The sequence below is a fragment of the Actinopolyspora lacussalsi genome (assembly GCA_030803735.1).
GTDB lineage: Bacteria > Actinomycetota > Actinomycetes > Mycobacteriales > Pseudonocardiaceae > Actinopolyspora > Actinopolyspora lacussalsi.
On sequence record JAURUC010000001.1, the window covers coordinates 3404595 to 3429654 of the forward strand.

The 25060-nt window shown below is 67.9% G+C and carries 25 protein-coding genes and 2 pseudogenes; 6 read left to right on the forward strand and 21 right to left on the reverse strand.

What is annotated here, in order from left to right; genetic code table 11:
* Positions 1–49 precede the first annotated feature (49 nt).
* The 4 genes from J2S53_RS15255 to J2S53_RS15270 all read right to left on the reverse strand — a co-directional run bounded on the left by J2S53_RS15255 (position 50) and on the right by J2S53_RS15270 (position 5354).
* Positions 50–865, reverse strand: a complete 816-nt coding sequence (locus J2S53_RS15255) for an NAD(P)H-binding protein (RefSeq protein WP_456241532.1) — start codon at positions 863–865, stop codon at positions 50–52.
* 253 nt (positions 866–1118) lie between these two features.
* Entirely contained in the window at positions 1119–1979 is an 861-nt protein-coding gene (locus J2S53_RS15260; protein ID WP_456241533.1) for a YceI family protein, read from the reverse strand.
* 157 nt (positions 1980–2136) lie between these two features.
* Entirely contained in the window at positions 2137–4848 is a 2712-nt protein-coding gene (locus J2S53_RS15265) for an MFS transporter (protein ID WP_456241534.1), read from the reverse strand.
* Complete coding sequence (locus J2S53_RS15270) at positions 4845–5354, reverse strand: MarR family winged helix-turn-helix transcriptional regulator (protein ID WP_456241535.1); 510 nt, start codon at positions 5352–5354, stop codon at positions 4845–4847. The genes J2S53_RS15265 and J2S53_RS15270 overlap by 4 nt, the downstream gene beginning before the upstream one ends.
* Before the next feature lie 162 nt (positions 5355–5516).
* On the opposite strand from J2S53_RS15270, the pseudogene J2S53_RS15275 reads away from it, so the two are divergent.
* A pseudogene (locus J2S53_RS15275) lies at positions 5517–6220 on the forward strand (site-specific integrase); the annotation flags it as partial.
* A gap of 224 nt (positions 6221–6444) precedes the next feature.
* On the opposite strand, the gene J2S53_RS15280 reads toward J2S53_RS15275, so the two are convergent.
* Complete coding sequence (locus J2S53_RS15280) at positions 6445–6690, reverse strand: hypothetical protein (RefSeq protein WP_456241536.1); 246 nt, start codon at positions 6688–6690, stop codon at positions 6445–6447.
* A 472-nt stretch (positions 6691–7162) separates the two neighbouring features.
* Between J2S53_RS15280 and J2S53_RS15285 the strand changes: the two are divergent.
* Positions 7163–7476, forward strand: a pseudogene (locus J2S53_RS15285) (helix-turn-helix domain-containing protein).
* A 263-nt stretch (positions 7477–7739) separates the two neighbouring features.
* On the opposite strand, the gene J2S53_RS15290 reads toward J2S53_RS15285, so the two are convergent.
* From J2S53_RS15290 to J2S53_RS15345, 12 genes are all read right to left on the reverse strand, one after another.
* Complete coding sequence (locus J2S53_RS15290; protein ID WP_456241537.1) at positions 7740–8312, reverse strand: alkaline shock response membrane anchor protein AmaP; 573 nt, start codon at positions 8310–8312, stop codon at positions 7740–7742.
* Positions 8309–8860 (reverse strand): DUF6286 domain-containing protein, encoded by a 552-nt coding sequence (locus tag J2S53_RS15295; RefSeq protein WP_456241538.1) that lies wholly within the window; start codon positions 8858–8860, stop codon positions 8309–8311. The genes J2S53_RS15290 and J2S53_RS15295 overlap by 4 nt, the downstream gene beginning before the upstream one ends.
* Positions 8857–9198, reverse strand: a complete 342-nt coding sequence (locus J2S53_RS15300; protein WP_456241539.1) for an Asp23/Gls24 family envelope stress response protein — start codon at positions 9196–9198, stop codon at positions 8857–8859. The genes J2S53_RS15295 and J2S53_RS15300 overlap by 4 nt, the downstream gene beginning before the upstream one ends.
* A 134-nt stretch (positions 9199–9332) precedes the next feature.
* Positions 9333–9521, reverse strand: coding sequence for a DUF2273 domain-containing protein (locus J2S53_RS15305; protein ID WP_456241540.1), 189 nt, complete (start codon positions 9519–9521; stop codon positions 9333–9335).
* A gap of 2 nt (positions 9522–9523) precedes the next feature.
* Positions 9524–9889, reverse strand: coding sequence for a hypothetical protein (locus J2S53_RS15310; RefSeq protein ID WP_456241541.1), 366 nt, complete (start codon positions 9887–9889; stop codon positions 9524–9526).
* Entirely contained in the window at positions 9886–10377 is a 492-nt protein-coding gene (locus J2S53_RS15315) for an Asp23/Gls24 family envelope stress response protein (RefSeq protein WP_456241542.1), read from the reverse strand. Before J2S53_RS15315 ends, J2S53_RS15310 begins: the two co-directional genes overlap by 4 nt.
* A gap of 697 nt (positions 10378–11074) precedes the next feature.
* The gene (locus J2S53_RS15320) at positions 11075–11686 is read right to left on the reverse strand and encodes an RNA polymerase sigma factor (RefSeq protein WP_456241543.1); all 612 of its coding nucleotides are present in this window, start codon (positions 11684–11686) and stop codon (positions 11075–11077) included.
* Positions 11683–11823, reverse strand: a complete 141-nt coding sequence (locus tag J2S53_RS15325; protein WP_456241544.1) for a hypothetical protein — start codon at positions 11821–11823, stop codon at positions 11683–11685. Before J2S53_RS15325 ends, J2S53_RS15320 begins: the two co-directional genes overlap by 4 nt.
* A gap of 465 nt (positions 11824–12288) precedes the next feature.
* Positions 12289–13326, reverse strand: coding sequence for a YihY/virulence factor BrkB family protein (locus J2S53_RS15330; protein ID WP_456241545.1), 1038 nt, complete (start codon positions 13324–13326; stop codon positions 12289–12291).
* Positions 13327–13462: 136 nt separating this feature from the next.
* The gene (locus tag J2S53_RS15335; protein WP_456241546.1) at positions 13463–13693 is read right to left on the reverse strand and encodes a hypothetical protein; all 231 of its coding nucleotides are present in this window, start codon (positions 13691–13693) and stop codon (positions 13463–13465) included.
* Between the two features lie 976 nt (positions 13694–14669).
* A complete protein-coding gene (locus tag J2S53_RS15340; protein WP_456241547.1) occupies positions 14670–15239 on the reverse strand; it encodes a MarR family winged helix-turn-helix transcriptional regulator in 570 nt (189 codons plus the stop codon).
* 259 nt (positions 15240–15498) lie between these two features.
* The gene (locus J2S53_RS15345; RefSeq protein WP_456241548.1) at positions 15499–16386 is read right to left on the reverse strand and encodes a pyridoxamine 5'-phosphate oxidase family protein; all 888 of its coding nucleotides are present in this window, start codon (positions 16384–16386) and stop codon (positions 15499–15501) included.
* A gap of 240 nt (positions 16387–16626) precedes the next feature.
* Here J2S53_RS15345 and J2S53_RS15350 point away from each other — a divergent pair, with 240 nt between their 5' ends.
* The 4 genes from J2S53_RS15350 to J2S53_RS15365 all read left to right on the forward strand — a co-directional run bounded on the left by J2S53_RS15350 (position 16627) and on the right by J2S53_RS15365 (position 20356).
* Positions 16627–17808 carry an FAD-binding oxidoreductase gene (locus J2S53_RS15350; RefSeq protein ID WP_456241549.1) on the forward strand — a complete coding sequence of 394 codons (1182 nt, stop codon included), beginning with the start codon at positions 16627–16629 and terminating at the stop codon, positions 17806–17808.
* A gap of 77 nt (positions 17809–17885) precedes the next feature.
* Positions 17886–18653 carry a YwqG family protein gene (locus J2S53_RS15355; RefSeq protein ID WP_456241550.1) on the forward strand — a complete coding sequence of 256 codons (768 nt, stop codon included), beginning with the start codon at positions 17886–17888 and terminating at the stop codon, positions 18651–18653.
* A 19-nt stretch (positions 18654–18672) separates the two neighbouring features.
* Positions 18673–19527, forward strand: coding sequence for a YwqG family protein (locus tag J2S53_RS15360; protein WP_456241551.1), 855 nt, complete (start codon positions 18673–18675; stop codon positions 19525–19527).
* Between the two features lie 64 nt (positions 19528–19591).
* Positions 19592–20356 (forward strand): YwqG family protein, encoded by a 765-nt coding sequence (locus J2S53_RS15365; protein ID WP_456241552.1) that lies wholly within the window; start codon positions 19592–19594, stop codon positions 20354–20356.
* A gap of 67 nt (positions 20357–20423) precedes the next feature.
* Here J2S53_RS15365 and J2S53_RS15370 read toward each other — a convergent pair whose 3' ends face one another.
* The 4 genes from J2S53_RS15370 to dnaK form a co-directional block, all read right to left on the reverse strand.
* A complete protein-coding gene (locus J2S53_RS15370; protein ID WP_092929651.1) occupies positions 20424–20888 on the reverse strand; it encodes a heat shock protein transcriptional repressor HspR in 465 nt (154 codons plus the stop codon).
* The gene (dnaJ, locus tag J2S53_RS15375) at positions 20885–22081 is read right to left on the reverse strand and encodes a molecular chaperone DnaJ (RefSeq protein WP_092929733.1); all 1197 of its coding nucleotides are present in this window, start codon (positions 22079–22081) and stop codon (positions 20885–20887) included. The genes J2S53_RS15370 and dnaJ overlap by 4 nt, the downstream gene beginning before the upstream one ends.
* Positions 22082–22219: 138 nt before the next feature.
* On the reverse strand, positions 22220–22885 hold the full coding sequence (grpE, locus tag J2S53_RS15380) for a nucleotide exchange factor GrpE (RefSeq protein ID WP_456242804.1): 666 nt from the start codon (positions 22883–22885) through the stop codon (positions 22220–22222).
* Between the two features lie 80 nt (positions 22886–22965).
* On the reverse strand, positions 22966–24843 hold the full coding sequence (gene dnaK, locus J2S53_RS15385; protein WP_456241553.1) for a molecular chaperone DnaK: 1878 nt from the start codon (positions 24841–24843) through the stop codon (positions 22966–22968).
* Between the last annotated feature and the right edge of the window lie 217 nt (positions 24844–25060).

The following is a 25060-nucleotide window of genomic DNA, read 5'->3' on the forward strand; positions in this document are numbered from 1 at the left end:
TCGCGTACGAAACGTCCCCCGCTGGTGGTTGATGTCGCGGCACCCGGCCTCAGCCGAAGGCCGCGATGTGCCCCCTGGCCCACTGCCGGAAAGTACGCGCGGGCCTTCCCGTGATCCGCCGAACCGTGTCCGGCAACCCCGGATCCCCACCTTCCGTGGCGAGCATGTCCTCGACGATCCCGGCGGGCATGTACTCCAACATCCGTCGCCGGGCCTGTTCGGTGCTCAGCTCCACGAACTCGACGGGGCGCCCCAGTTCCTCGGCCAGCACGGCCACCCGCTGCGCGACGGTGAGCTTCTCGGGCCCCGTCAGCGAGTGGATTCGCTGTTCATGGCCCGACTCGGTGAGAACGCTGGCCGCGACCGCGGCGATGTCGGCGGGATCGACGACCTGCGAACCCTCCGGGGTCTCGTGGGCGTACACGCTGCCGTGCTCGGTTATCGAGGAGATCCACCGGAACGCGTTGGAGGTGAACTCCCAGGGACGCAGCACGGTCCAGTCGAGCCCGCTGTCCCGGACGGCCTTCTCCCCGGCCAGCGCCCCACTGCCGATGTAGGAGTCCGGCTGCGTCTCGGCGAGCAGCGAGGAGACCAGCACCACCCGCCGCACCCCTGCCTCGGCGGCCCGGTGCAGTATCGCCGGGACGTCGCCGGGAGAACCGAGCAGGAAGAACCCCGTAACACCCGCGAAGGCGTCCCGGAGCGAGTCCGGATCTTCGAGGTCACCGGATACGACCTCGACCCCGTCGGGGAACTCCGCCCCACCGGGATCACGGGTGGTCGCCCGCACCGCGACTCCCGCGTCGTGCAGGTCACGTACCAGGCAGCGACCGATGTTGCCGGTCGCCGAAGTCACCAGGATCATGCGCTCTCCGAACCTCGTCTCGAAACCAACGGGCGAAACCGCCGGGTGCGGCGAACCCCGCCGGGGGACTCCGCCGGGAGTTCGCGCCCCGAGGGCGGCACGCGGACGAGTCTGGATCTTCCAGCGCACTCGAAGTCAACGATGCCCGGAGCACGACGCCGCGCACCACCGCGCGGCGGGGCCCCTGGGACCGGAGCGACGGCATTGTTTCGCGTGAAACATCATCCCGGAGACCGCGAGAGGCCCGGCCCGCTCAGCTCGCGCCCTCGGAGAACACCGCCTGCACGTCCAGCTCGATCCGCAGCGTGGTGCCGATCGCGGCGATTCCGGTGCTCAGCGACTGGTTGAAGGTCATCGCGAAGTCCTCGCGCCGCAGGATGGTGCTCGCCGAGGCTGAGGCCCTGGTGCCGCCCCACGGGTCGGCCCCCACCCCGGTGAACCTGGTCTCCAACCGCACCGGACGGGTGACCCCGCACAGCGTCAGTTCGCCGTCGAGATCCCAGCGGTCGTGCCCGCGCGATATCCCGGTGGAGGTGAAACCGATCCGGGGGTGGTTCGCGACGTCGAGGAAGTCACCGCTGCGCAGGTGCTCGTCGCGCTGCGCGTTTCCGGTGTCCACGGTCGCGGCGTCGATCCGGACGTCGACCGAGGAGGACTCCACCGGCCTGGCTATCCGGATCTCACCACCGAACTCGTTGAACCGACCGTGGATGCTGCTGATCCCCAGGTGCTTCGCGGTGGCACGGATGGCGGAGTGCGCCGGATCGATGTGCCACAACCCGGGCTCGGGCAGCTCGTCACCGCCTCCCACCGGGGAGAGCTCCACCCCGTCCAGTTCGACGACGTTGCCCTGCCGCACCATCGCGGTGCGCGCGAGCGGCCGGTGCCCCAGCGCCGTGACGATCGCCGTGTAGCGTCCCGGCGGCAGCGCCTGCACCGTGGCTTCCCCCGCCGAGTCGGCGGGAACGCGTCCCACCTGGGTTCCCGAGGCGTCGGTGACCGTGAGCACCGCTTCCGGCAGCGGCCAACCACCGAGCGTGCGGACCCGCACTGTGACCGCTCCGCTCGGTGTCGGATCGTGCCGTTCGCTGACCTCGCCCTGGCCGAGGCTCATCGGAGTGTCCTCCCCTGCGTGAAACCGCGGAGCCGGGAGTAGCCGGATCCGCCGGTCTGGTTCGAAGAATCGCGCCGTCGGTGAACACGCGGTCGGTGAACGCGCCGTCGGCGATCGGCCCACGGGACCGGCCACCCGCGGCGGGCCGGCCCGCCCGCTACTCCAGACCGAGGGCGATGTCGTGCTCGACGTGCTCGTCCCGCACGCTGAGGTTGTTCGCGGTCGGCGCGTAACCGGTGGCGATCACGGTGTAGTCGCCGTGCGAGAGGTCGGTGAACCGGTACTCCCCGTCCGGACCGGTGACCGTGGCCGCGACCACGCCACCCGAGGAGTCCAGCAGGGTCACCTGGGCCTCCGGCACGGCGTGCCCGAGCCGGGCCGAGCGGATCACGCCGCGCACCTCGGCACCCGACTCCAGCGACACGTCCAGCGTGGCGCGCTGCCCCTCGGGCAGCGCCACCTCGGTGCTGGTGGGCTGGTATCCCTCGGCGGTGACGGTCAGGGCGTAGGAACCGCCGACCAGATCATTGAACTCGTAGCCGCCCCCACCGCCCGTGCGCGCGGCGGCCACCACGGAGCCGCGCACGTCGGTGAGCACCACCGTGGCATCCGGCACCGGTACCGGACCACTGTGGACCATGCCGGACAGTCCACCACCGCCGGAGAGTTCGACGTCGTGGCGCACCGTGCGCCCGGATACCGCGACCATGGCCGCCGCGGGCTGGTAGTCGTCGGCCGCGGCGATCAGCACATAGGTGCCGCCACCGGCGGGTTTCACCCGATAGTTTCCCTGGTCATCCGAGTGGGTGCGATCGACCTGATTTCCCACCGAGTCGGTGAGCGTGAGCACCACCCCCGACAGGGGGACCCCAGCCGAACCTCGGACCACGCCGCACACGGTGGGAGCACCGTCGTCCGGGTAGAGCGAACCGGCCAGACTGGCGCCGTTCGCGCCGTGCCCGTTCGCTCCGAACCCGTTGTTCGACAATGCGGTTGACCTGCCACCCGTCGAGTTCTCCCCAACGTTGTCCACAGACCTTTCCACATAGTTGTCCACAGGGTCGACCGATGTGTTCACAGGGCGCTCCACTGCCTCCGATATGTGGCCTTCGCGGGTGATCGGCTGCGCCGAACTCGGTGAACCGGCCACCGATCCGTCACCACCACTCGACGAGTTATCCACAGATTTGCTCAAGTTCTCCACAGCCCGGTGCTTACCGCCCTCCGCCGACTGGTCGTGCTTTTCGACGGTGGTACGCAGCGGCACCTCGCGAATGAACAGCACGGCGAGCAGCGTCACCACCGAGACGCAGGCGGTGATCAGGAACAGGTCCCCGATGGCCCTGCCGTAGGAATCGTGCAGGATCGCCTCGATCGGGGCGGGGAGACTGTTGATGTCCAGCGAGACGCTGCCGTTCCCGCCGCTCAGCGAGGGGGTCGGTCCGGGCAGTTCCGCCATCCCCTCCCGGGCGTACTCGCTGACCCTGCTGCCCAGCACGGCGCCGAGCACCGAGACCCCGGCGGACCCGCCGAGGGTGCGGAAGAAGGTCACCACCGAGGTGACCGAGCCCATGTCCTTGATGTCGACGCTGTTCTGCACCGCGAGCACGAGGTTCTGCATCAGGGCGCCGACCCCGATCCCCATGAGGGCGAGGTAGACGTCCACCAGCGGCAGCGGCGTGTCCGAGTCGATCGTGCTCAGCAGCCCCATCCCCAGGGTCAGCACCAGACCGCCCCCGATCAGGAACGGTTTGATCTTGCCGGTGACCCGGGAAATGATCTGTCCGGTCACCGTCGAGGAGACGAACAGGCCGAGCACCATCGGCAGCGTCATCAGTCCTGCCTCGGTGGGGGTGTAGCCGCGCCCGAGCTGGAAGTACTGCGCGAGGAAGACCGCACCGCCGAACATGGCCGTGCCGACGGCGACCATGGCGACGATCGCCAGCGAGACCGTGGGATTGCGGAACATTCCCAGCGGCACGATCGGCTCGCGAACCCTGGTCTCCACGAACACCGCGAGTATCACGGCGAGCACACCGCCCGCCAAGAACCCGAACGTGGCCCAGGAAAGCCAGTCGAACTGCTTGCCCGCCAACGACACCCACGCCAGCAGCAGGCTCACTCCGCCGACGAGGAACAGCGCGCCGAACCAGTCGATGGAGACATCGCGCTTGATCACCGGCAACCGCAGGACTCGTCCCAGCACCAGGAACGCGATCACCGCGATCGGCGCTGTCACCCAGAAACACCAGCGCCACCCGAGCGGCGAATCCACGATGAGTCCACCGACCAGCGGTCCACTGGTGGTGGCCACGGCGAAGGTGGCACCGATGTAGCCGGTGTAGCGACCGCGGTCGCGCGGCGCGACCATCGCGGCGAGCACCACCTGGATCAGCGCCTGCATCCCGCCCATACCGATGCCCTGGATGGCGCGGAAACCGATGAGCATCCCCATCGACTGCGAGAAACCGCCGAGCACCGAACCGATCGTGAAGATGGTGATCGAGAGCTGGTACAGCAGTTTCTTGCTGAACAGGTCCGAGAGCTTGCCCCAGATCGGGGTGGTGGCCGTGGAGGTCAGCAGCATGGCCGTGACCACCCAGGTGTACTGGCCCTGCGTACCGTTGAGTTCCGCGGTGATCCTGGGCAGCGCGTTGGACACGATCGTGGAGCTCAGGATCGCCACCAGCAGGGCCAACAGCAGCCCGGTCAGCGCCTTGAGCACCTGGCGGTGCGTCATGGGGCCGCCGACCCCTCCCTGGTCACCGGCACCGGGGGGCGAGGTGTCCCGCGCTGGGGCCCGGTCGTCGGCGGCCTCGCCGGACGAAGCGAGCCCCGCCCCGGCTCCCGCGACGTTCGAGGTGGTCATCGATTTCCTTCCTCGGCCGTGCCTTCCGGGTTCGCGAGGTCTTCCGGGGTCGCGAGCAGCTGTCTGGAAGCGGTCAGCAAGTCTTCCGAAAGGGCGCGGAGCAGTTCGTCCAGTTCGGCGAGCCGACTCTCGTCCCAGTCGTCGAGCACCGCCTCGCTGAGCCAGCGCGCCTTCTGCCGCTCGCGCTCCTCGAGTGCGGCCCGTCCCCGCTCGGTGGCTCGCAGCAACGAGACCCTGCGGTCGGTCGGATCGGGTCTGCGCTCGATCAGCCCCTCCTGTTCGAGCTGACCGAGCTGTCTGCTCACCACGGAGGTGTCCACGACCCGGTGGTGCGCCAGATCGGACGCCCTGGACTCGCCACCGTGGACCAGCTCGGACAACAGACCGGTCCCCGACGTGCTCAGTTCGTTGCCGTGCTGCGCCCGCTGCAGCGCGAGCTGCCTTATTCCCAGCAACTTGCGGAGCGGTTCCAGTAACCGCTCGCAGGACTCGAAGTGCGATCCCATCGGGCATTCCTTTGGTTGGTACAACCAACCATAAGAATCCTTAGTTTCAGTAAGCAACTTGATTGGCGGAGGCGGAGACGGAGGTCACACTCGACCTCTCGGCCCGGTTCTCCCGAATCTCCCGCGGGCCGCGAGGCGGAGCAGTCAAGTCCTTCAGTGTGGATGAAGCCAAGGAGGCGTGAGTGGGCGCTGGCTGCGGTGCGCGATCCGCGCGAGCGTCGGACGCAGGCGGGTGAGGACGAGCTCGCCGAGTTCGAGACTGGTGTGCTGGACGGGTTTGTCCTGGCGCGAGCTTCAGCCGGGCTGGTCGACAGCACCGATGACACCAACCGCCTGGAGCTCATCCGGGCATGGTCCGGCCGGCCGCTGTGGGAGATGCAGCCAGCTGATGCCGATACCTATTTCGGCAAGGTTCTGCGCGGCGCCGCGCCGTCGACGCGTACCGGTCGGGCGGCCGCTCTCAGGGTGTTCTTCCAGTTCTTGGAGTCGCGGTATCAGGTCGAGATCCACAACCTGACCGGCCGGGTGGTCGAGTGCCCGCTGGATGAGATGAACCGTCCGAGAGGCTCAGTCGAGCCGCAGTTGCTATCCCGCCGACTGAAGGTGAGATCGAGCAACTGTTCGCCGGATGGCGCGAGGAACTGGTGACCTGCCGCAAGTTCGCTCCGACGGCCCGCAACCATGCGGTCGCCCGGCTGGCCGCCGACGTTGGGCTACGGATCAACGAGGCCCGGATGTTCGACTTGGACGACGTTCGGCGGGAGCTGGGCCGGTTCGGCAAGCTCAACGTGCGCCATGGCAGGGGAGCGCGCCACAAGGGGCCGAAAGCGCGGCTGGGGCCGTTAATCAACGGTGCGGATCGCAGCCCGTGGTGATTCGTCGAGGATGTGCTTGGGTAGTTCGACGCTGACTCCACCTGACATGGTGCGCCACTGTCGGTGAGGTTCGTGCCGTCACCCCTCGGCCCCGCACCGGCCGATTCCTGCCTCCGCAGTGAGGGCAATACCCCGCGCCGCAGTCAAGCAATCCCGAGTCGCATGCTGCGGCAACCCACTCCAAGTAACTCGGCCAGACCCACGGCTGGACCGGATCAACGCTCAGACTGGTGCTGGATGACCTGACAGTGGTGTTGCACGACCTCCCCGTTGGTCAACGAGTCACGCTCACCGACGTCCGCACCCGAATATCGCGGCACGCCTCCACCCCACGAGTCGCCGAAGTGCTCACCGCCCTCGTACAGGCCCTGCCACGGATGGAGTTCGAGCATCGGCGGCTCGAGCATCGGCGGATCGCCTCCGAACGGCTCCAGCGGGTCCTGCCGACCATGTCCCGGCATGTATTCACCACCGAAGAGGCACGCTCAGGCGTACGTGACGGGGCGACCCCGCGGACCGGGCGGATCAGCCGCGGACGGTGTCTCCGGTATGGCGGTGAGCTCTGTCCGGGTTCTGCAAATTCGAGTATCTGGCCCGGGGGAAATTTTTGTGGTCACCAGTGTAGACATGTGTTGGTGGCGTTGTTAGTATTGCTGTCAGCAGACGGTAGGATACGAGGCGCCATCATCGACGAATCGGCGCGGCGAGTGAGTGCAGTGGTAGGCCCCGGGCAAGGACTGGAAGTGCTCCCGCCCGGGTAACGAAGAATCCGTCCGGGATCCGCGCGAGAGAAGGGGGTCGTCGATTCGCCGTAACGAAGGCCGCGTCTCTCTCCTTTGGACAGGTCAGCGGCCGCTGTGAGTAGAAAAGTCCCTGTTTCCCCCGGCGCACCGCTGGTGCGCCGGGGGTTTTTGCGGGGTTCCAGGAGCATCGATGAACCAACACCACACCGAACCCGATGAGAAGTTCGACGACGCCGACTACCCCGCCTACACGATGGGCCGGCCGCGGCCATTCTCGAGGTGACCCAGCCTTTTCTGCGGTCCTTGGAAGAAACCGGCCTGATCACCCCGCAACGCTCGACCGGCGGGCATCGCCGCTACTCGCGGGCCCAGCTACGTCGAGCCTCCCGCGCCCGTGAACTCGTCGACCAGGGCACCCCGGTGACTGCGGCCTGCCGCATCATCACCCTCGAAGACCAACTCGCCGACCACACCAACCAGTCATATCCCGACACCGGCGCCTAAACCACCAGGCACGGCCCGAGGGTGTTGCGGCCCGAGGATGTTGCGGCACGCGGCTCCCCCTCCCTGCGCTGCCCGTACGGGCTCGCGCGCGGACAGCTGGGGATGTCTCAGGGGCCTCGGTGGGGTATGCGCGCCCGCCCAGTCACCATGACGGGGTTGTCGCCGGGTGGTCCGTTAGACGTTGAGGACGCGGTGGGTGCCGCAGTACTGGCATTCCGCGTCTTCGGAATACGGCAGGAATCTGGCGTATTCCGATCCTGCCCTTAGTGGGTGCGGCGGCCTCGGGCGTCGTCGAGGCGTAGCAGCAGGTTGGTTTGGAGGTGTTCGAGTTCGAGGGCCTGGCGGAGCCGGGGGAGGGCTTCGGTGTCGATGTGGTGGCGCAGCCGGCCTATGTCGGCGCGGTCTTCGGTGGAGACGACGAGATGCAGGATGGGGTGACTGCGGTCGCCGGCAAGGCGGGCACGGGCTGTGCGCACCCCGGGATAGGTTTCGATCTCGTCGACCAGTGGTGTGGCGGCGGTGTCGGCATCGAGGTGGGTGCTGCCGCGGCGGGGGGTGGTGCTGAGTTGCCAGGTGCCGGTGTGGGCGCGACGCAGGGTTTGGGCGAGCAGCCAGCGTAGGCACAGCAGCCCGATGATGATGCTGGTCGCGGCGGCGACCCAGGGCATCCATCCGGCCAGCCGCGGTGTGGCCGACAGGATGGGGCCGTCGCCTGCGAGCAAGGGCAGCAGCCCGAACCCGGTGGCCAGGACGAACGCGCCAGCGGCGAGCAGTACGGCACCGGCGATGGCCAGCAGGGCGCGGTTGAGCCGGGCGGGCCGGTTGGGGCTGGTCATCGGCTCCTCCTGTCCGCGGTGACCTTGACGCGCACTGTCGGTGTGCGTACTGGGACGATCTCGGCGAGCCGGTCGGTGAGCAGAGCGCGGACCTGCTCACCGATCTCGCGGGTGTCGGCACCGGGGGTGCGCACGGTGGCGGTGATGCGACGGCGGCCCACGGTCAGTGCGGCGGAGCTGACCCCGTCGGCCGCGGCGGCGGTGGTCGTCAGGTCCTTACCCAAGGTGCGGCGGGAGACTCCGGCATCGGTGTGCTCCGCCCCGGTTCCTGCCGGATCGTTGGCTAGCGGCAGGACGGTGGGCTTTCCGGGCAGCAGCCCGGCGACGAGCAGGATGAGCCCGAGTAGCACGGCGAGCACACCGGTGGTGACCACGATCGGGTCGTCCCAGGTTCGGCCCAGCACGTCCGCGGCCAGGGTGGTGGTCGACACGATCGGGGGGTGTCCGGAGAGATGCTGGATGCTGGCGATACTCACGAGTACCGCGGCTGCCAGCAGCACGAGCGCGGCCAGCGTGGCGGACAGGCTGCGGCGGGAACGGCGGATCATCGAATCTCCCGGCGGGCGGGGCGGGGTGGGCGCAGCGCGGTCACGGTGATGTCGACGGTGCGGACCCGGACGTCAGCGAGTTCGGCGAGCCGGTCGATCAATACGCGCCGCACGTGGTCGGTGACCTGGGCGACCGGGGCCGGATAGTCGACCGACAGCCGCACCCGCAGCGCACACACCCTGCCGTGTACCTCGGCCGTGACCTGGGGAATCTGTTCGGCCTCGTCACCTCCGGTGCTCACGCCGAGCACGCGGTGAGCGGCGCCCCCGACCTGGTCGACCTCGCCGACGATCCGGGCCGCCATCCGTTCGACAACCCGGTCGTGCAGGGTGGTCACGCCCCGCTCCTCCGGTGGCGCGTGCCCGTGGTGCGCGGGCGTGGGCCGGCCGGCTGGTGCGGAGCCCACCGAGGCGGAAGCGGCGGCAGACAGGGGTGCGGTGCGGTCGGTCGTCTCCCCCGCCGCGCCAGCGGTCATCGCGGCCCCCGCCCCTGGGCGGCCCCGGAGAGGCGGGAGAGGTCGAGTTGGCCGTCGAGGAAGCGTCCGACCAGGAACCCGGCGGCGCCGAACAGTGCCACGATGATGAAGGCGAGGAAACCGCCGAAGGCGGCAGTCAGACCGAGCACGAGTCCCACGGCCAGGCCGATGATGGTGGCGTTCATGATCACAACTCCTTGTCCGGACCGCCCGGCAAACCAGTGGTCTCGTCGGGTAGTTCCAGATCGTCGATGGCCACCGCGACCGGGAGACCGCCGGCCAGGTCCGCGACGGCGTCGCGGACCTGGCCGGCGACTGCGGTCATGGTGGCGGGATAGCGGGCGGCGACGTGGATCACCAGTTCGGTGTCGGTGAGCCGGACCCCCGGCACCCGGCGCCCGGGCAGATAGGTGGCGACTTGGCCGTATCGGCCGCTGTGCGGACGAGCCACCAGCGGACACGCCGCCACAGCGGCGGCGATCGCCGCGACCCGCCGGTCGACGTTCTGCCCGCTGGGGGCCTCGCCCCGGCGGCAGGCGGGATCGACGCTCATTCCACGCGCGTGGGCTGCGAGGGGTGGTTGCCGTCCTCGTCGGGCAGGTGTAGATCGGTGACGTCGATGTTGACTTCGACCACCTCCAGCCCGGTCATCTGCTCGACCGCGCTGATGACGTTGCGGCGGATCCCGCGGGCCAGTTCCACGATCGACACGCCGTACTCGACGACGATGACCACATCGATCGCGGCCTGCTTCTCGCCTACCTCGACCGTCACACCCTGGCTGGTCGAGGACCGCGCGCCCGGGATGCGCTCCCGCATCGCACCCCACGCGCGGGAGGCGCCGCCGCCGAAGCCGTGGACTCCGCTCACGTCGTGGGCGGCCATCCCGGCGATCTTCGACACGACCACGTCGGCGACGGTGGTCCTGCCCTGGGTGTTATCCAGCTGCGCGCTGTCCGAGACCGCGGGGCTGCGGGACGCCGTGCCGGAGGTGGTGTCCTGGCTCTGCTGAGTCTTCTGTTCACCGGTGGGGGTACTCATCGCTGTGGGGCTCCTTCGAGATCGCCTGGTCTCGGCCGCAGTGGTGCGCCCGAGGAGTGATGATGCTTGTTCCTGTAGGACACTGGCGCGCACCGATTCCTCGCGCCCCCACCGCTAGATTCTTTGAGAATCCCCCGGATGGATGACATCACAGTGGGTCAGGGACGAGGAGCAGGCCCGACTCCGAGTGTCGACCGCTGACGCCACGCCGGTCGCGTGCTGTGGGGACACCGTTTACGAGTGGCCGTACCGCCAACTCCGGTACGCCTTTTGAGCCCACCTACGGTCAGGCCACCCTGCTGGCGAACACGTCGTCAATGACGACGGTGATGCTCACGGGTTCCAGTCCGGCCACGGCACGAACCCGCCGCGCGACCGCAACGTGAGCGCGGGCGGCGACTCGGGGCTGGCCGAGACCGCTGTCCAACACGCCGGGGTGGGGTGGTCCGGGTCTCCCACGGATGCGCCCCAGCGCGGTCCGCAGGATCGATTCGGGGCCCGCACCGGCTCGTTGGCGGCCTCCCGGACTGGGGACCACAGACAGCCGACTCGACCAGGACGGCCTGGCAATGCGGACAGCCGGCCTGATGGGAGGTGCGCTGTACGGCATGGCCGTCGGCGATCTGCTCGAGGAGGTCTTCGGTAACCGCGCCGCACACCAGTCGAGTGCCGGACCGGGCAGGCCCGGAATCAAAGATCATGTCCAACCCTTCAACTGGTTCACCAACATTCTCCGGGCTCGCAAGAGCCGGCTTCGCACCGCGGCTTCGGTGATGCCCAAGACCGCGGCGGTCTCTCGATAACTCAGTCCTTCCAACTGGTACAACACCAGCACACCCCGTTGCTCGACAGGAAGAGCAGCCATCACCTCGAACACGGCGTGGACGTGTTGGCGAGCGACCGCGGTGTCTTCCGGCCCCGCCGCGGCCGGGGGCACGTTCCGCTCGTCCAGCGGACTGGTGCGCAGTTGACGGCGCTGAGCGTTCCAACACCGGTTCACCACGATGCGATACAGCCACGTGGTGAACGCGCTGGCGCCGGCGAAACTCGTCAGCGCCGTCCACAACTGAATGATCACCTCTTGCGCGACGTCCTCGGCATCGTGGTAGTTGCCGAGCATGCGCAGCGCGATCCGATAGATCCGGCCGCGATGACGACCAATGAGCACTTCAAAAGCGTCGAGATCACCGCCACGAGCCTTACCGGCGAGCCACGCGTCCGCTTCACCGTCCCAGCCCGGCGCCCCCGCCGACTGCCGCCGGAACCGGCCGCCGCTGGCCGTGAGCGCGGGGCCGTCCTCGTGGGTCATCGCGCGCCCACCTCCTGGACGGCCGCATCACGCTCGGCGTGCCACCCGTCCAGCACGTCGACCGACGGCCGGGCATAGCGCGACAGGACGCGGATCGAGAGGTGTCCGGACTCGCTCATCAGCGTCGGGATGGGCACCCCTCCTCGAGGACGTGGATCAGCACGTACCTGGCGCGGAGCGTGCGGCGGGGATCATGGCGACGCGCACACCCGGTTGGTGACGGCGCCCGCGAATTCGGCGAGGCCCGCGGCCAAGGCTGGGTCGGCGAGAGGGTCGGCGACCGAGTACCCGGGTTTAAGGGGTGCAGCATCTCGGGTCGCCAGGCAAGCTCGGCGGTACAGTCGGGATCAACGACTTCGATGCGTTCCAGCATCCACCTCAGCTCTTCGGCGTCAGTGCGAGGGAGAGAGGGGCCGACAGCGGCATGCCGGTCACGACAATTCAGGCCCGATCGGGGTGCTCGCGGTAAGCGGTGGCCTCGTTCCAGCGGAGTGTGTTCACATCGCGAGCCAGCTCGTCAGACCACGACACGAGGCCTACAGCATCGAGTACAGAAATCCTGCTCGAGGTTCGTCCCGGTGCCTTCCGACCTGACCGTGGAGTCAGCCCCGGACTTCGTCATCGTCGCGGGCCGCGGAGTGCTCCTGCTCGGCAGGTCCCGTGTGGGCGGGGCTGGCACTGCGGTGATCGTTGGTTTGTGGGGTGCCGCGGGTGGTGTCTCGGTCGGTTTGTCGTTCGGATTCGACATTGATCTCTGCGCCCAGAAGCACGACGTAGCTGGTGAGATAGAGCCACAGCAGCAGCACGATCACTCCGGTAAGCGCCCCGTAGATCTTATTGTAGCTGCCGAAGTTGGTGATGTACAGGTTGAACAAGATACTGCCGAGGAGCCACAGCCCGGTCGCGGTGATCGAGCCGATACTGACCCAGCGGAAACGCGGTGCGACCCGATCGGGCGCTACGCGATAGGCGACCGCGAGCGCCACCACGATCAAAGCGACGAGCAGGAGCCAGCGCACCACCTGCGCCATGATCAGGCCCACGGGGCCGATGTCGAAACCATCCAGGACTGCCGGGGCGACCGCGACCAGCGCCAACGCCAGCAGCACGAACACACCCCCGCACAGAGTGAGCCCGACCGCGAGAGCCTCCAGCTTGAGAAAGCCGCGGCTCTCCTTCTCACCGTAGGCGAGATTGACCGCACTGATCAGGTTCCGCGTCCCCGTCGAGGCCAGCCAGAGCGCGATGAGGAGCGAGACGACCAACCCGAAACCCAATTGTCCACCGTGGCCCCGGGCCACCGAGGCGAGCTGCTCGTTGACCAGCCGCTGAGACTCCTGCGGCAACGACGAGGTGTACTCGCCGATCTGGCGCGTGGCCTGTGCCGGATCGGCGACCAGCCCGAAGACCGTGAGCAGCGCGATCAACGAGGGAAAGATCGCGAGGAACGCGAAGAACGCGACGCTGCCGGCCAGCATGTAGATGTTGTCGGCACTACCGGCCTTCCACGCGCGCACCAGAATTTGGTGCCAGCCCCGGGCCGGGATCTGCGACGGCCAGTCGGCCTCCCCGCCCGAGCGGGACCTCGAATCGACGCGCCCGTCTCGATCCGCCTGCTCGGCCGCCTCGTCCCGGGCCATCACGACCTCCCTTCCGCCACAGAACTTCTGTAACTCCCGTAGAAGGGCGTGCCCACGAGAGCACGCCCACATTCCTCGACGCCGTGCCCCGTGCTTGGATGCCCCCGGCAATCAGCACAGGCTGGGCCCGCCGAACTCAGACGGACCACTGCCCGTGGGTGATGACGTTGGCGCGCTGGCGCAGCCAGTCGGCGATCTCGCCACGGATGGTGGACGCATCACCCCCGCGCGGCAGGTCGCCGGCGATCGCACGCAGCGTCCGGGCCGCGATCACGCGCTCGACGCAGTGATCACCCGCGGTGACGCCGATGGCGTCCACCGGCTCGTCCAGCACGGCGGTTTGGGACGGGCGAATCGGTTCGCTCATGAGGAACTCCTCGTGGAGTGGCCAGGCATGTGGACAGCAGTGTCCCGCCGGAAGCCGACAGATCCGCGCGTGAGAAACGACCTCGGCACGGTACCCCGGATCAACCGGTGGCGTCGCCGAGGTGCAAGCGGGCATCCGTGTTCAGCTTCACTTCGCCGTAGGGCAGGAGTGCGACCGGAACAGAGGGGTCGGCCCGCGCCGGTCAGGACCCATCCGTCGGCCGTGAGCACGTCTTGGAGCATGAGCGTGTTCACGTAGACCAGGGCCGCTCGGAGAATCCGCGGGCACCGGTCAACACCGACTGGCTCCGCCGGGCCGCCCTGGAGCTCGGCGGCCCGAACCGGGTCGGCTCCGCCCCCGGCCGCGAGCTCAGCGCAGCCCAAGGGGCGACGAGGCACTGGTCCGGATCTTGATGTCCATCGACCCCGGCCCCGTCCCTCAAGCCAGCTGACCAGGCGGCGAAGAGGACTGGAGGCGTGAGTGAACTGTGCGACTGGTGCGGCACGGTAAGCGCTGACGGCTCCGAGCCGTACGCTTTCACGCGGGGTTCCTCAGTGCTCCACTCCTCGATCCACGGCTGGACGGCCACCGGTTCCTCACGGCCTGCGGCGATGAGCACATGCAGCGGACCATCGAGCAGTACAACGCCGGGTTACTAAATTCGCCCGGTCAGCAAGCGCCTCGGGCGTTCTTTGCGTCCAGGGCGACCGGCTTGACTGCGCTACCTCGCGGCCCGCGGGAGATTCGGGGGAACTGGCCCCTCCCGAAGTGAGCTGCGAAAATCACCCTTTCGGGATCAATCGGGCGACACGTCCCGGCCTGAGCGGATTTTCGCGGCGCGGGGCTTCCGTCACGTCCTCCGGCCGGGGCATCCGGCGTGGCGCGGAGAACTCAACCACCACGCGAGTCCGGGCGGGAGATCCCGCGGGCCGGGTATTCCGACGGCGCGGGCGGAAAACGCGGTGGGAAACCTCGCTCAGTACATCGCGTTGAGCTTGCCGAGCAGCCTCGCGAACTGGTGCAGATCGTCGTTGGACCACTGCACGAAGTCCTCCCGCAGATGGCGGGAACGACGCTGCCGCGCCCCGTCCAGTCGTTGCCTGCCGGACTCGGAGAGCTGGATCAGCCTGGCCCTGCCGTCCTGGGGGTCGGGGGCGCGGCGCAGCAGATCCAACCGCTCCAGGTTGGCTATCTGCCTGCTGACGGTGGACTTGTCCAGACCGATGCGTTCGGCCATCTCGATGGCACGCATGGAACCCGCGTCGGCGACCATGAGCAACAGGCTGTAGGAGGCGGGGTCGAGCTCGGGGTGGACCTCGGCGGCCACCTCCAACGACATCTTGCGGGCACGGCGGAACATCATGGCGAGTTCACGCTCGACCTCGGCAGCCGCCTGTTCGCGCTCGGTGCCGGCCGAACCCCACGACTCGGAGGCCACCTCGCCTGCCCCGTCCGGAATGTCCTCGGTCACGAGCTCGCCCTCCCATCGCCGACGTCCCCAGTGTGACGGTGTCGTACCGGGCGCGGGCAGGGCGGTCCTCGACATACGACGGGTCGGCCTCCTCCGATGAACGAGAGCACCATCGGTGCACGGCAGGGCGGAGGAACCAACCACGTCTTCGGCGCGGCAGCGCCGAAACAACCACCAACGCGACCCGGCCACCCGCGGGTTCTCCCGTGCGGCTCCCGCGAGGACGTCGGAGACGTTGTGTAGTACCTACCCGATGTCTCCGACCCCGGAGCGAGAGCCGTGCGGGAGGTTCCGCCACCCGCACCACCACGCAAATCGAGCTGACACCCGGTGCTCAGTCGTGTTGGGGTTGCGTTTCGTGCCAGGGGCGTGCCGTTCCCTTCGCCGCGAAGTAGTCCCCGCCCTTGCGCTTGACGTCGTCGGTCCCCCACGAGCGTTCCCGCGACACGGGAGCCATTCGCGGGATGTGCTTGCGGCAGTGGATGTAGGCTTCCTCGACCTGCACGACCACCCAACGTTCCGGTTTGCGGCCACGTTCGAAATCCGAGCGGAGCCCGGGGTGGATGGCTCTGAGGTCGGAGTCCTCCAGGATCCTGGCCTTGCCGTTGACGTGCAGCCCGATCAGCTCGTCGACGAAATCGATCAGCAGGATACCGACGTGCGGGTTCTCGCTGATGTTTCCCAGACTCGCCATGACTCCGTTGCCCCGGTACTCGGGATAGGCCACGTGGCGGTCCCCCAGCACCTCGATGAATCCCTTGGGGCCTGCCCGGAGGCTGGAGTCGCACTCGCCGTGTCCGTCCGCGGTGGCGATGAAGGCCATGCTCATCGAGACGATGAACTCCTTCATCCGCTCGTTGAGGTGATCGAGCACCTGGTCGTTGTAGAACTTGTGGGCACGGCGCTCGGTCTCGTAGGCGCTCTGCAGCAGGTGCTCACCCGCCGAGCCGGGCATGGCGCTCCGCTCGTTCGGTGCGAAGGGATCCTCCGGCCGCCGCGATTCGGCCGTGGAGTCCGAAGTGGACTGAAAGGGACGAACGGGACGCAGTTGGGGCCGCGTCGGACCGTCGTCGTAGCGGTTCCGCCCACCGGAGGACGACTCGGTGCGCGTCCGTTCGGAAACGCTCGGTGACGAATCCGCGAGTTCGAGCTCCAACAGATCCGCCGTCGCCATGCCGGTGGGACGGCGGGATTCGGGGGAAGGTAACCAGTCCGCGATCACGCGCCTCACCGTGTCACGCCGCGATATGGATGCAAGTGGGTCAAAACGGATTGAACACGAGTGTGTGAGCTCTCATGACGATGAGTATTAAACAACCACTCGAAGGTGGCATCAAGGGTCACACAAGCCCAAAAAGGGGTTAGAGTTTCGGACAGTCGGGGGACATGTATACGGATACCAGGTATACGGACACCGTGCCGGACCGACACGGCCGCCTATGTGGAGAGAATCGCCCGAACCATGACAGCCAACGCCGCTTTACACTCCGAGCGCCCCGGCGGTTCAGCTGATCGCGAGCGCCCGACCGACGTGAACGACACGGTTCGGCTGATCCGGGACAGCTGGGCCGTGGTGGAACCGCAAGCCGAGGACGTGTCGCGGTTCTTCTACAGCATGCTGTTCAGTCTGGCTCCCGCCACTCGGGAACTGTTCCCGGTGAACATGGAAGTACAGCGGAGCAGGCTGCTGCGTGCGCTGGTGCACGTGGTGCAGATGGTGGACCGGCCGGACGAGCTCACCCCGTTCCTGCAGCAGCTCGGCAGGGACCATCGCAAGTTCGGCGTGGTCGCCGAGCACTACGAGGCGGTCGGAACCGCGCTGCTGGCAGCGATCAAGAAGTACGCGGGCGACGCCTGGAACGATGCCGTGGAACGGGCGTGGGGCGAGGCCTACGCGGTGATGGCCACGACCATGACCGACGCGGCATCCAAGGACGACGGTCCCGCCTGGTACAACGGCGAGGTCGTACAGCACGAACGGCTGAGCTGGGACGTCGCCATGGTGCGCATCAGACCGGAACATCCCGTGCCGTATCAGCCGGGCCAGTACGTCAGCGTCGAGGTGCCGCAGCGCCCCAGGCTGTGGCGCTACCTGTCACCGGCCAACCCACCCTCCGATGACGGCACGATGGAGTTCCACGTACGTGCCGTGCCGACGGGTTGGGTGAGCCGTGCCATCGTGGGACACGCCCAGCTCGGCGACCAGTGGCGCATGGGCTCCCCGATGGGCAGGCTCGGCGTGGATCGTGACTCCGAGCGCGACGTTGTGATGCTCGCGGGCGGCACCGGGCTGGCGCCGATGCGATCGATCATCCAGGACCTGGCGCAGTACGGCAACAACCCCGAGGTCCACCTGTTCTACGGAGGAAGAACCCGGGATGACCTGTACGAGCTGCGCAACCTGCGGCAGGTCGCCATGAGCAACCCGTGGCTGAAGGTGATCCCGGTGCTGGAGAACGATCCCTCCGCCCAGGGAGCCGAGCACGGCACGCTGGCGGAGGCCGTGACCCGCTACGGCGCGTGGCAGGATCACGACGTGCTGGTCAGCGGCTCGCCGGAAATGATCCGGAACACGGTCTCCGGCATGATGGTGGCGGGCACCCCGCTGGAACGGATCCACTACGATCCGTTCACTCTGGACTGAGTGCTCGCGGGATTCCCAGGACGCGGCGGCGGGTGATCCACCGGCCCGTTGTCGGGGGTCGGTGCGAGAGTGCGCGCATGTCCGGAATCGAACAACAACGCGAGCGCGTCCGACACACCCTGACCGAACACGTGGGCACCACCGAGGCCGAACGCATCACGGCCCAGGCCGCCACCTCCCTCGCGCTCAGCACCGACAGCGAAGCGGGAGCACCACTGGGGGTCTCCCGCTTCGGCGGCGACGCACTACTACCACCGGACACCGCATGGCCGGAACACGAATCGAGAGCACTCGAACTGCTCGCCGTGCTCGACCTCACCACCATCGCACCACTCAACCCCGAACTACCACTACCGCGGCACGGGGTGCTCAACCTCTACTACGCCCCTGCCGAGCAATTAGTGACCGGGCTCGATCCGGGGGATTCGGACGGTTGGCGGGTGATACACGCCCACCCCGATACAGCGGTGCGGACCTCGCCACCGGAGGGAACGACCCGCCACCGCGAACGAGCGCTGCACGGCCGCCCCCTCCTCAGCGTCCCGGATTTGGAGGACCTGCCTCCGAACGAGGCGGGAGAGCTGCCGGACGAGCTGCTCGACGGCTACCGAGAGCTCCGCGACGAGGAGGTCGGGCCCTCGCATCGGATCGGTGGCTGGCCGGATCTGATCCAGGGCTCGGTACTGGGGAGTTCCGGCGAGGAGCGTCTACTCGCCCAGCTGGACAGCGACGACCGGATGAAGTGGATGTGGGGCGACTGCGGCAGCCTCTACTTCCTCATCGACGAGCGGGACCTGAAAGCCGGCGACTTCAGCCGCGTCCGGCTGGAAATGCAGTGCTGCTGACCGACAGGGGAACAGGACCATGACCGACCTGGAACAGCAGCGGGAGCGCATCGCGCGGACGCTGCGCGAGCACCTCGACGAGGACGAGACCGAACGGATCACGGCGTCGGGCAGCGCTGCTCTGGAGCTCAGTGTCAACACGCGGCACGGTGATCCGTTGGCGCGCTCCCGGTTCGGCGGCGATGCGTCGTTGCCGCCGGGAACACCCTGGCCCCGCTACGACGAAGCCACACCGCTGGAACTGGTGGCGGTGCTGGACCTCGCCGAGATCGGTGAGCGCGAACCGTCCGGCATCCTGCCGACAACCGGCCTGCTGAACTTCTTCCACCCGGGCTCGGACACGGAGCTGGTGGGGCTCGGACCGGAGGAAACCGGTACTTACCGAGTGATCAGGGCCGACCCGGACACCGCCGTGACGGCGTCACCGCCCGACGGAGTCCACCGCTATCCGTGCCGCCGACCGCGGGCTCGTTCCGTATTCACGATTCCGTGCGAACAGGACGTGCTCGGCGTGCTTCCGGAAAACGCACCGCAGCGATATCAGGACGCCTACGAGGCGCTGTACGACGAGACGGGCTACGCGGGGGAGTTTCGCGCACTGCACCAAATCGGTGGCTGGCCGATACCGATCCAGGAGACCATGTGGGAACGGATGCGGCGGATGGCCGCAGCTACCGTCCCGGACACCGCACCGTCGAAGGTCGAGCACATCGAGGCGAATCCCGACGACTGGTTCGTGCTCGCGCAGTTCGACAGCGACAGCACCATGAATTGGGAATGGGGCCACACCGGAACGTTGTACTACATGATCAACAAAGCGGACCTGCGTGCGGCGGACTTCGGCCGGACCTGGTTGATGCTCCAGTGCGACTAACCGGCTCGCGACGCGGCGGGTGATCCACCGGCCCGTTGTCGGGGGTCGGTGCGAGAGTGCGCGCATGTCCGGAATCGAACAACAACGCGAGCGCGTCCGACACACCCTGACCGAACACGTGGGCACCACCGAGGCCGAACGCATCACGGCCCAGGCCGCCACCTCCCTCGCGCTCAGCACCGACAGCGAAGCGGGAGCACCACTGGGGGTCTCCCGCTTCGGCGGCGACGCACTACTACCACCGGACACCGCATGGCCGCACTACGAGGCCACACCGCTCGAACTGCTCGCCGTGCTCGACCTCACCACCATCGCACCACTCAACCCCGAACTACCACTACCGCGGCACGGGGTGCTCAACCTGTTCTACGTCGAGAACCCGCTGTCCGGCGACTCGGTGGCGGCGGGCGAATACGAGAGCTGTCGGGTCGTACTCGCCGACCCGGAAACGGCGGTGCGGAGTACTCCTCCCAGAAGCGTGCAGCGTCATCGTGAACGGGCGCTGTACGGAAAAACCGTCCTCACCATTCCCAACCCGTTCGAGGACGAGCGGGATGGCGGTGAAGTGAGCGAGAAGTACGTGGACGCGTACGAGGAGATACACGGCTTGGACAACCAGCAGGATCACTTGATCGGCGGTTGGCCGAACCTGGTGCAGGGCTCCGTGTTCTCCCCTTCCGGCGAGGACCTCCTGCTGGCCCAGCTGGATACCGACGACCGGATGGACTGGTGCTGGGGGGACATGGGCAGCCTGTACTTCACCATCGGCGAGCAGGATCTGAAAGCGGGCGAGTTCAGCCGTGCCGAGGTGTTCACGCAGTGCTCCTGACGGCCTCGCGGCTCGGTGAGCTTACCGAGGCGAGCCGCGAAACCGTCAGCCGCGAGGTCGTCGACGGTCAGCGCCTGCGCCGCTCCGGCTTCCAGACCACCAGCGCCGTCTCCTGCCGCACCGGCACCAGGTCGCGCCGGTAGGAGGCGTGCACCCGTGCGGCGGCCTGCTCGGCGGCCGCGTAGGCAGCGGCGACCTCCTCGGAGAGTTCCTTGATCTTGTCGCGCAGTGCGTCGACCTGGTTCTCCAGCTCGATGATGCGCTTGATGCCCGCGAGGTTCACGCCCTCCTCCTGGGAGAGCCGCTGCACCTCGCGGAGCACCGCGATGTCGCGCGCGGAGTAACGCCGACCACCCGCGGGGGTCCGGCCCGGCGAAACCAGGCCGAGCCGGTCGTAGCTGCGCAGCGTCTGGGCGTGCAGCCCGGACAGCTCCGCTGCCACGGATATCACGAAAACCGGGGTGTCCTCGGACGCACCTGGCGGGAATCCGGCCATACCGCCGGATTCCGCTGGAGACTCACGCGCGGTCATTCCGCCCTCCGGACCAGCTCGTTCAGCTCGGCTCTGGGGTCGTGCTGCTCCGTCGCCTCCGCGTAGGACCGCAACGCCTCGGCGGCCTTGCCGTCCAACTTGTTCGGAACGGCCACCTGCAACGTCACCAGCAGATCCCCGCTGCTGCCGTCCTTCCTGCCGATGCCCTTGCCGCGCACCCGGAGGGTACGGCCGCTGTTGGTGCCCGCGGGCACCTTCACGGACACCTTGCTCTCCAGAGTCGGCACGGTCAACGTAGCGCCCAACGCCAGTTCGGGGAAGGTCACCGGCACGGTGATCGTGAGATCGTGCCCCGACCTGCCGAACACCTGGTGCGAATTGACGTGCACGACGACGTAGAGGTCGCCCGAGTTGCCACCGTTGCGGCCGGGCTCACCCTGATGCGCCAACCGGATTCGCTGCCCGTCGGAGACGCCCTGCGGGATCCGCACGGTCAGCGTCCTGGTCCTGGTGCTGACGCCCTCGCCGCGGCACTCCTGGCAGGGGTTGTCGACGACCCTGCCACGACCGCGGCAGTCCGGGCACGGCTCGCTGAACGCGAACGCGCCCTGGTTGCGGGTGACCGCTCCCTGCCCCGAGCAGGTCGAGCACTTCCGGGGACTGGTACCCGGCCGGGCACCGGAGCCGTGGCAGGTGGAGCACGTGGTGGGGCTGGAAAGGCGCAACGGGACGGTCGCGCCCTTCACCGCCTCGGTGAAGTCGATGCGGACCTCGGTCTCCACATCGGACCCTCTGCTCGCTCTGCTGGCCGTGCCGGCACCACCTCTGCGGTTGCCGAACAGGCCACCGAACAGATCGCCGATCCCGCCACCGGCCTGGCCACCGGGGCCACCGAACAGGTCACCGACGTCGAAGCCGGGGCCACCCGCACCACCGGGCTGGCCACCGAAGCCGCCGCCGAAGCCGCCGAAGCCACCCTGGCCGCCGCCTCCGGAGGCGAACAGCCTGCGGGCCTCGTCGTACTGTTTGCGTTTCTCCGGATCGGAGAGCACGCCGTAGGCCTCGGAAACGGCCTTGAACTTGTTCTCGGCCTTGGTGTCACCCGGATTGGCGTCGGGATGGTTCTCCCTGGCCAGCTTCCGGTACGCCTTCTTGATGTCGTCGGCCGAAGCGTCGGAGGAGACGCCCAGTTCGGCGTAGAAATCCTTGTCCAGCCATTCCCTGGCACTCACCGGACGCCCCTCCTTCCGTCTCGATCCGTTGACGTGCGCCACGACGGTTCACCGGGAAGCGGTGAACCTCCTCGCGAGAACGCGGGTGCGAGCCCGTAACGGTTACTGAACACGGTGGTTCCTAAGCAGTCTCGTGAATCAGCCTTGTTCGGATGTCTCGCCCTGCGATTCCGGCTCGGAACCGTTCCCGTCGGGCTCGTAGTCGGTGACTCCGACCATCGCCGGACGCAGCACCCGCTCACCGAAGCGGTAACCACGGCGCAGCACCGTCGTCACCGTGGGCCCGGAGACCTCGGAGGAGGTCTCGTGCTGGACCGCCTCGTGCACGCTCGGGTCGAACTCGTCGCCCTCCTGGCCGAAGCCCTCCAGTCCGGCGTCGGCCAGCGCGGCGTTGAGCTTGTCCGCGACGGCCTTGAACGGGCCGGTGAGATCGCCGTGCGACTCGGCTCGCTCGAGATCGTCCAGCACGGTGAGCAGTGACTCCGCCACGGACGCCTTCGCGTTGTTGATCACCGAGTCCCGGTCGCGCTCGACGCGCTTGCGGTAGTTGGCGTACTCGGCCTGCACACGCTTGACGTCCGCGGTGAGTTCCTCCACCTGCCGACGCAGCTCGGTCTCCGCGTCCGAAGTGGGAGCCTCGGCCTCCGCCGCGGTCTCCACCGCGTCGGCCTCGGCCGCCACCTTGGCCAGCTCGTCGTCCAACGATCCGGACATGCTGTCGGTCACCTCACCGGCATCCGACTGGCTGTCGTCCGAGGACCGGAGATCGCCCGTTTCCGGGTCGATCCTGCGCCGGTCCCGCACCACGACGGGCTCCTGCTCGCCTTCGTCCTGTGCGCCGGAGGCCTGCTGCGGCCCCCGGTCCTGTTCTGGCTTGTTCGGAGTCACTTCTTCTTCTCGTCCTCGTCGTCGACGACCTCGGCGTCCACTACATCCTCGGCGCCGGAGGACTCGGAGGAGCCCGCGGCCTGCCCGGTCTCGTCACCGGCGGCACCGGCGGCACCGGCGGCGGCGCTCGCGTCGCCCTCGCTGTAGAGGGCCTGGCCCAGCGACTGCGACTCGGTGGCCAGCTTCTCCACCGCCGACTTGATGGCGTCGGAGTCCTCGCCCTTCAGCGCCTCGTTGACCTCGTCGATGGCGCCGCGGACCTTCTGCTTGGTCTCGTCGGGGAGCTTCTCGTCGTTGTCGGAGAGGACCTTCTCGGTCTGGTGGACCATCGACTCCGCCTGGTTGCGGGTCTCGGCCTCCTCGCGCTTCTTCTTGTCCTCCTCGGCGTGGGCCTCGGCGTCCTTGACCATCTGGTCGATGTCATCCTTCGGCAGCGCGGAGCCGCCGGTGATGGTCATCGACTGTTCCTTACCGGTGCCCTGGTCCTTGGCGTTGACGTGCACGATGCCGTTGGCGTCGATGTCGAAGGTGACCTCGATCTGCGGCACGCCACGCGGCGCGGGCGGCAGGCCGGTCAGCTCGAACATGCCGAGCTTCTTGTTCTCCGCGGCCATCTCGCGCTCGCCCTGGAAGACCTGGATCTGCACCGAGGGCTGGTTGTCATCGGCGGTGGTGAAGGTCTCCGAGCGCTTCGTCGGGATGGTGGTGTTGCGCTCGATCAGCTTGGTCATGATGCCGCCCTTGGTCTCGATACCCAGGGACAGCGGGGTGACGTCGAGCAGCAGCACGTCCTTGACGTCGCCACGCAGCACACCGGCCTGCAGCCCGGCGCCGACCGCGACGACCTCGTCCGGGTTGACGCCCTTGTTCGGCTCCTGACCGCCGGTCAGCTCCTTGACCAGGTTGGTGACGGCGGGCATGCGGGTGGAACCGCCCACCAGCACCACGTGGTCGATGTCGCCGACCTTGATGCCGGCGTCACGCAGCACGGACTCGAACGGCTTGCGCGTGCGCTCCAGCAGGTCCGAGGTGATCCGCTCGAACTCGGCCCTGGTCAGGGTCTCGTCGAGGAACAGCGGGTTCTTGTCCGCGTCGACGGTGATGTAGGGCAGGTTGATGTTGCTCTGCGCGGAGCTGGACAGCTCGATCTTGGCCTTCTCGGCGGCTTCCTTGATCCGCTGCAGCGCCATCTTGTCCTTGGTCAGGTCGATGCCGTTGGCGCTCTTGAACTTCTCGACCAGCCACTCGACGATGCGCTCGTCCCAGTCGTCACCGCCGAGGTGGTTGTCACCACTGGTGGCGCGGACCTCGACCACGCCCTCGCCGATCTCGAGCAGGGACACGTCGAAGGTGCCGCCGCCGAGGTCGAAGACCAGGATGCGCTGTTCCTTCTCGCCCTTGTCCAGACCGTAGGCCAGCGCGGCCGCGGTCGGCTCGTTGACGATGCGGAGCACGTCCAGTCCGGCGATCTGGCCCGCTTCCTTGGTGGCCTGCCGCTGGGCGTCCTCGAAGTACGCCGGAACGGTGATGACCGCCTCGGTGACGTCCTCGCCGAGGTAGGACTCGGCGTCCCGCTTGAGCTTCATCAGCACACGCGCGCTGATCTCCTGCGGGGTGTACTCCTTGTCATCGATGGTGGTCTTCCAGTCGGTGCCCATGTGACGCTTGACCGACCGGATGGTGCGGTCGACGTTGGTCACCGCCTGGTTCTTGGCGGGCTGCCCCGTGAGCACCTCGCCGTTCTTCGCGAACGCGACGACCGAAGGCGTCGTGCGCGCACCCTCGGAGTTGGCGATGACCGTGGACTCACCGCCCTCCAGGACGGAAACGACGGAGTTTGTCGTCCCGAGGTCGATACCGACCGCTCGCCCCATTGAAGTCTCCTCCAGCGTATTGGTTCTCTGCTTAGGACTTATAACTCCTGAGCCCTACTGACTCAAGTAGTACTCGAACCGCATCCGATCCGTCAAACCGGCTTTGAGTCATAGCGGCTCAAGGTTCCTGCCCGCACAACGCGTGACCAGCCACGAGTGTTCCCGAGCACCCCGCCGTGAGGGGTGTGATTCGTGTCGCCGGGGCGGTTCTCGCGGC

What these genes read in the sequence shown, in the direction of transcription:
- J2S53_RS15255 (WP_456241532.1), bottom strand. Translation starts at nt 865, where the DNA reads ATGATCCTGGTGACTTCGGCGACCGGCAACATCGGTCGCTGCCTGGTA.
- J2S53_RS15260 (WP_456241533.1), bottom strand. Translation starts at nt 1,979, where the DNA reads ATGAGCCTCGGCCAGGGCGAGGTCAGCGAACGGCACGATCCGACACCG.
- J2S53_RS15265 (WP_456241534.1), bottom strand. Translation starts at nt 4,848, where the DNA reads ATGACCACCTCGAACGTCGCGGGAGCCGGGGCGGGGCTCGCTTCGTCC.
- J2S53_RS15270 (WP_456241535.1), bottom strand. Translation starts at nt 5,354, where the DNA reads ATGGGATCGCACTTCGAGTCCTGCGAGCGGTTACTGGAACCGCTCCGC.
- J2S53_RS15280 (WP_456241536.1), bottom strand. Translation starts at nt 6,690, where the DNA reads ATGCCGGGACATGGTCGGCAGGACCCGCTGGAGCCGTTCGGAGGCGAT.
- J2S53_RS15290 (WP_456241537.1), bottom strand. Translation starts at nt 8,312, where the DNA reads ATGACCAGCCCCAACCGGCCCGCCCGGCTCAACCGCGCCCTGCTGGCC.
- J2S53_RS15295 (WP_456241538.1), bottom strand. Translation starts at nt 8,860, where the DNA reads ATGATCCGCCGTTCCCGCCGCAGCCTGTCCGCCACGCTGGCCGCGCTC.
- J2S53_RS15305 (WP_456241540.1), bottom strand. Translation starts at nt 9,521, where the DNA reads ATGAACGCCACCATCATCGGCCTGGCCGTGGGACTCGTGCTCGGTCTG.
- J2S53_RS15310 (WP_456241541.1), bottom strand. Translation starts at nt 9,889, where the DNA reads ATGAGCGTCGATCCCGCCTGCCGCCGGGGCGAGGCCCCCAGCGGGCAG.
- J2S53_RS15315 (WP_456241542.1), bottom strand. Translation starts at nt 10,377, where the DNA reads ATGAGTACCCCCACCGGTGAACAGAAGACTCAGCAGAGCCAGGACACC.
- J2S53_RS15320 (WP_456241543.1), bottom strand. Translation starts at nt 11,686, where the DNA reads ATGACCCACGAGGACGGCCCCGCGCTCACGGCCAGCGGCGGCCGGTTC.
- J2S53_RS15330 (WP_456241545.1), bottom strand. Translation starts at nt 13,326, where the DNA reads ATGGCCCGGGACGAGGCGGCCGAGCAGGCGGATCGAGACGGGCGCGTC.
- J2S53_RS15335 (WP_456241546.1), bottom strand. Translation starts at nt 13,693, where the DNA reads ATGAGCGAACCGATTCGCCCGTCCCAAACCGCCGTGCTGGACGAGCCG.
- J2S53_RS15340 (WP_456241547.1), bottom strand. Translation starts at nt 15,239, where the DNA reads ATGTCGAGGACCGCCCTGCCCGCGCCCGGTACGACACCGTCACACTGG.
- J2S53_RS15350 (WP_456241549.1), top strand. Translation starts at nt 16,627, where the DNA reads ATGACAGCCAACGCCGCTTTACACTCCGAGCGCCCCGGCGGTTCAGCT.
- J2S53_RS15355 (WP_456241550.1), top strand. Translation starts at nt 17,886, where the DNA reads ATGTCCGGAATCGAACAACAACGCGAGCGCGTCCGACACACCCTGACC.
- J2S53_RS15360 (WP_456241551.1), top strand. Translation starts at nt 18,673, where the DNA reads ATGACCGACCTGGAACAGCAGCGGGAGCGCATCGCGCGGACGCTGCGC.
- J2S53_RS15365 (WP_456241552.1), top strand. Translation starts at nt 19,592, where the DNA reads ATGTCCGGAATCGAACAACAACGCGAGCGCGTCCGACACACCCTGACC.
- J2S53_RS15370 (WP_092929651.1), bottom strand. Translation starts at nt 20,888, where the DNA reads ATGACCGCGCGTGAGTCTCCAGCGGAATCCGGCGGTATGGCCGGATTC.
- dnaK (WP_456241553.1), bottom strand. Translation starts at nt 24,843, where the DNA reads ATGGGGCGAGCGGTCGGTATCGACCTCGGGACGACAAACTCCGTCGTT.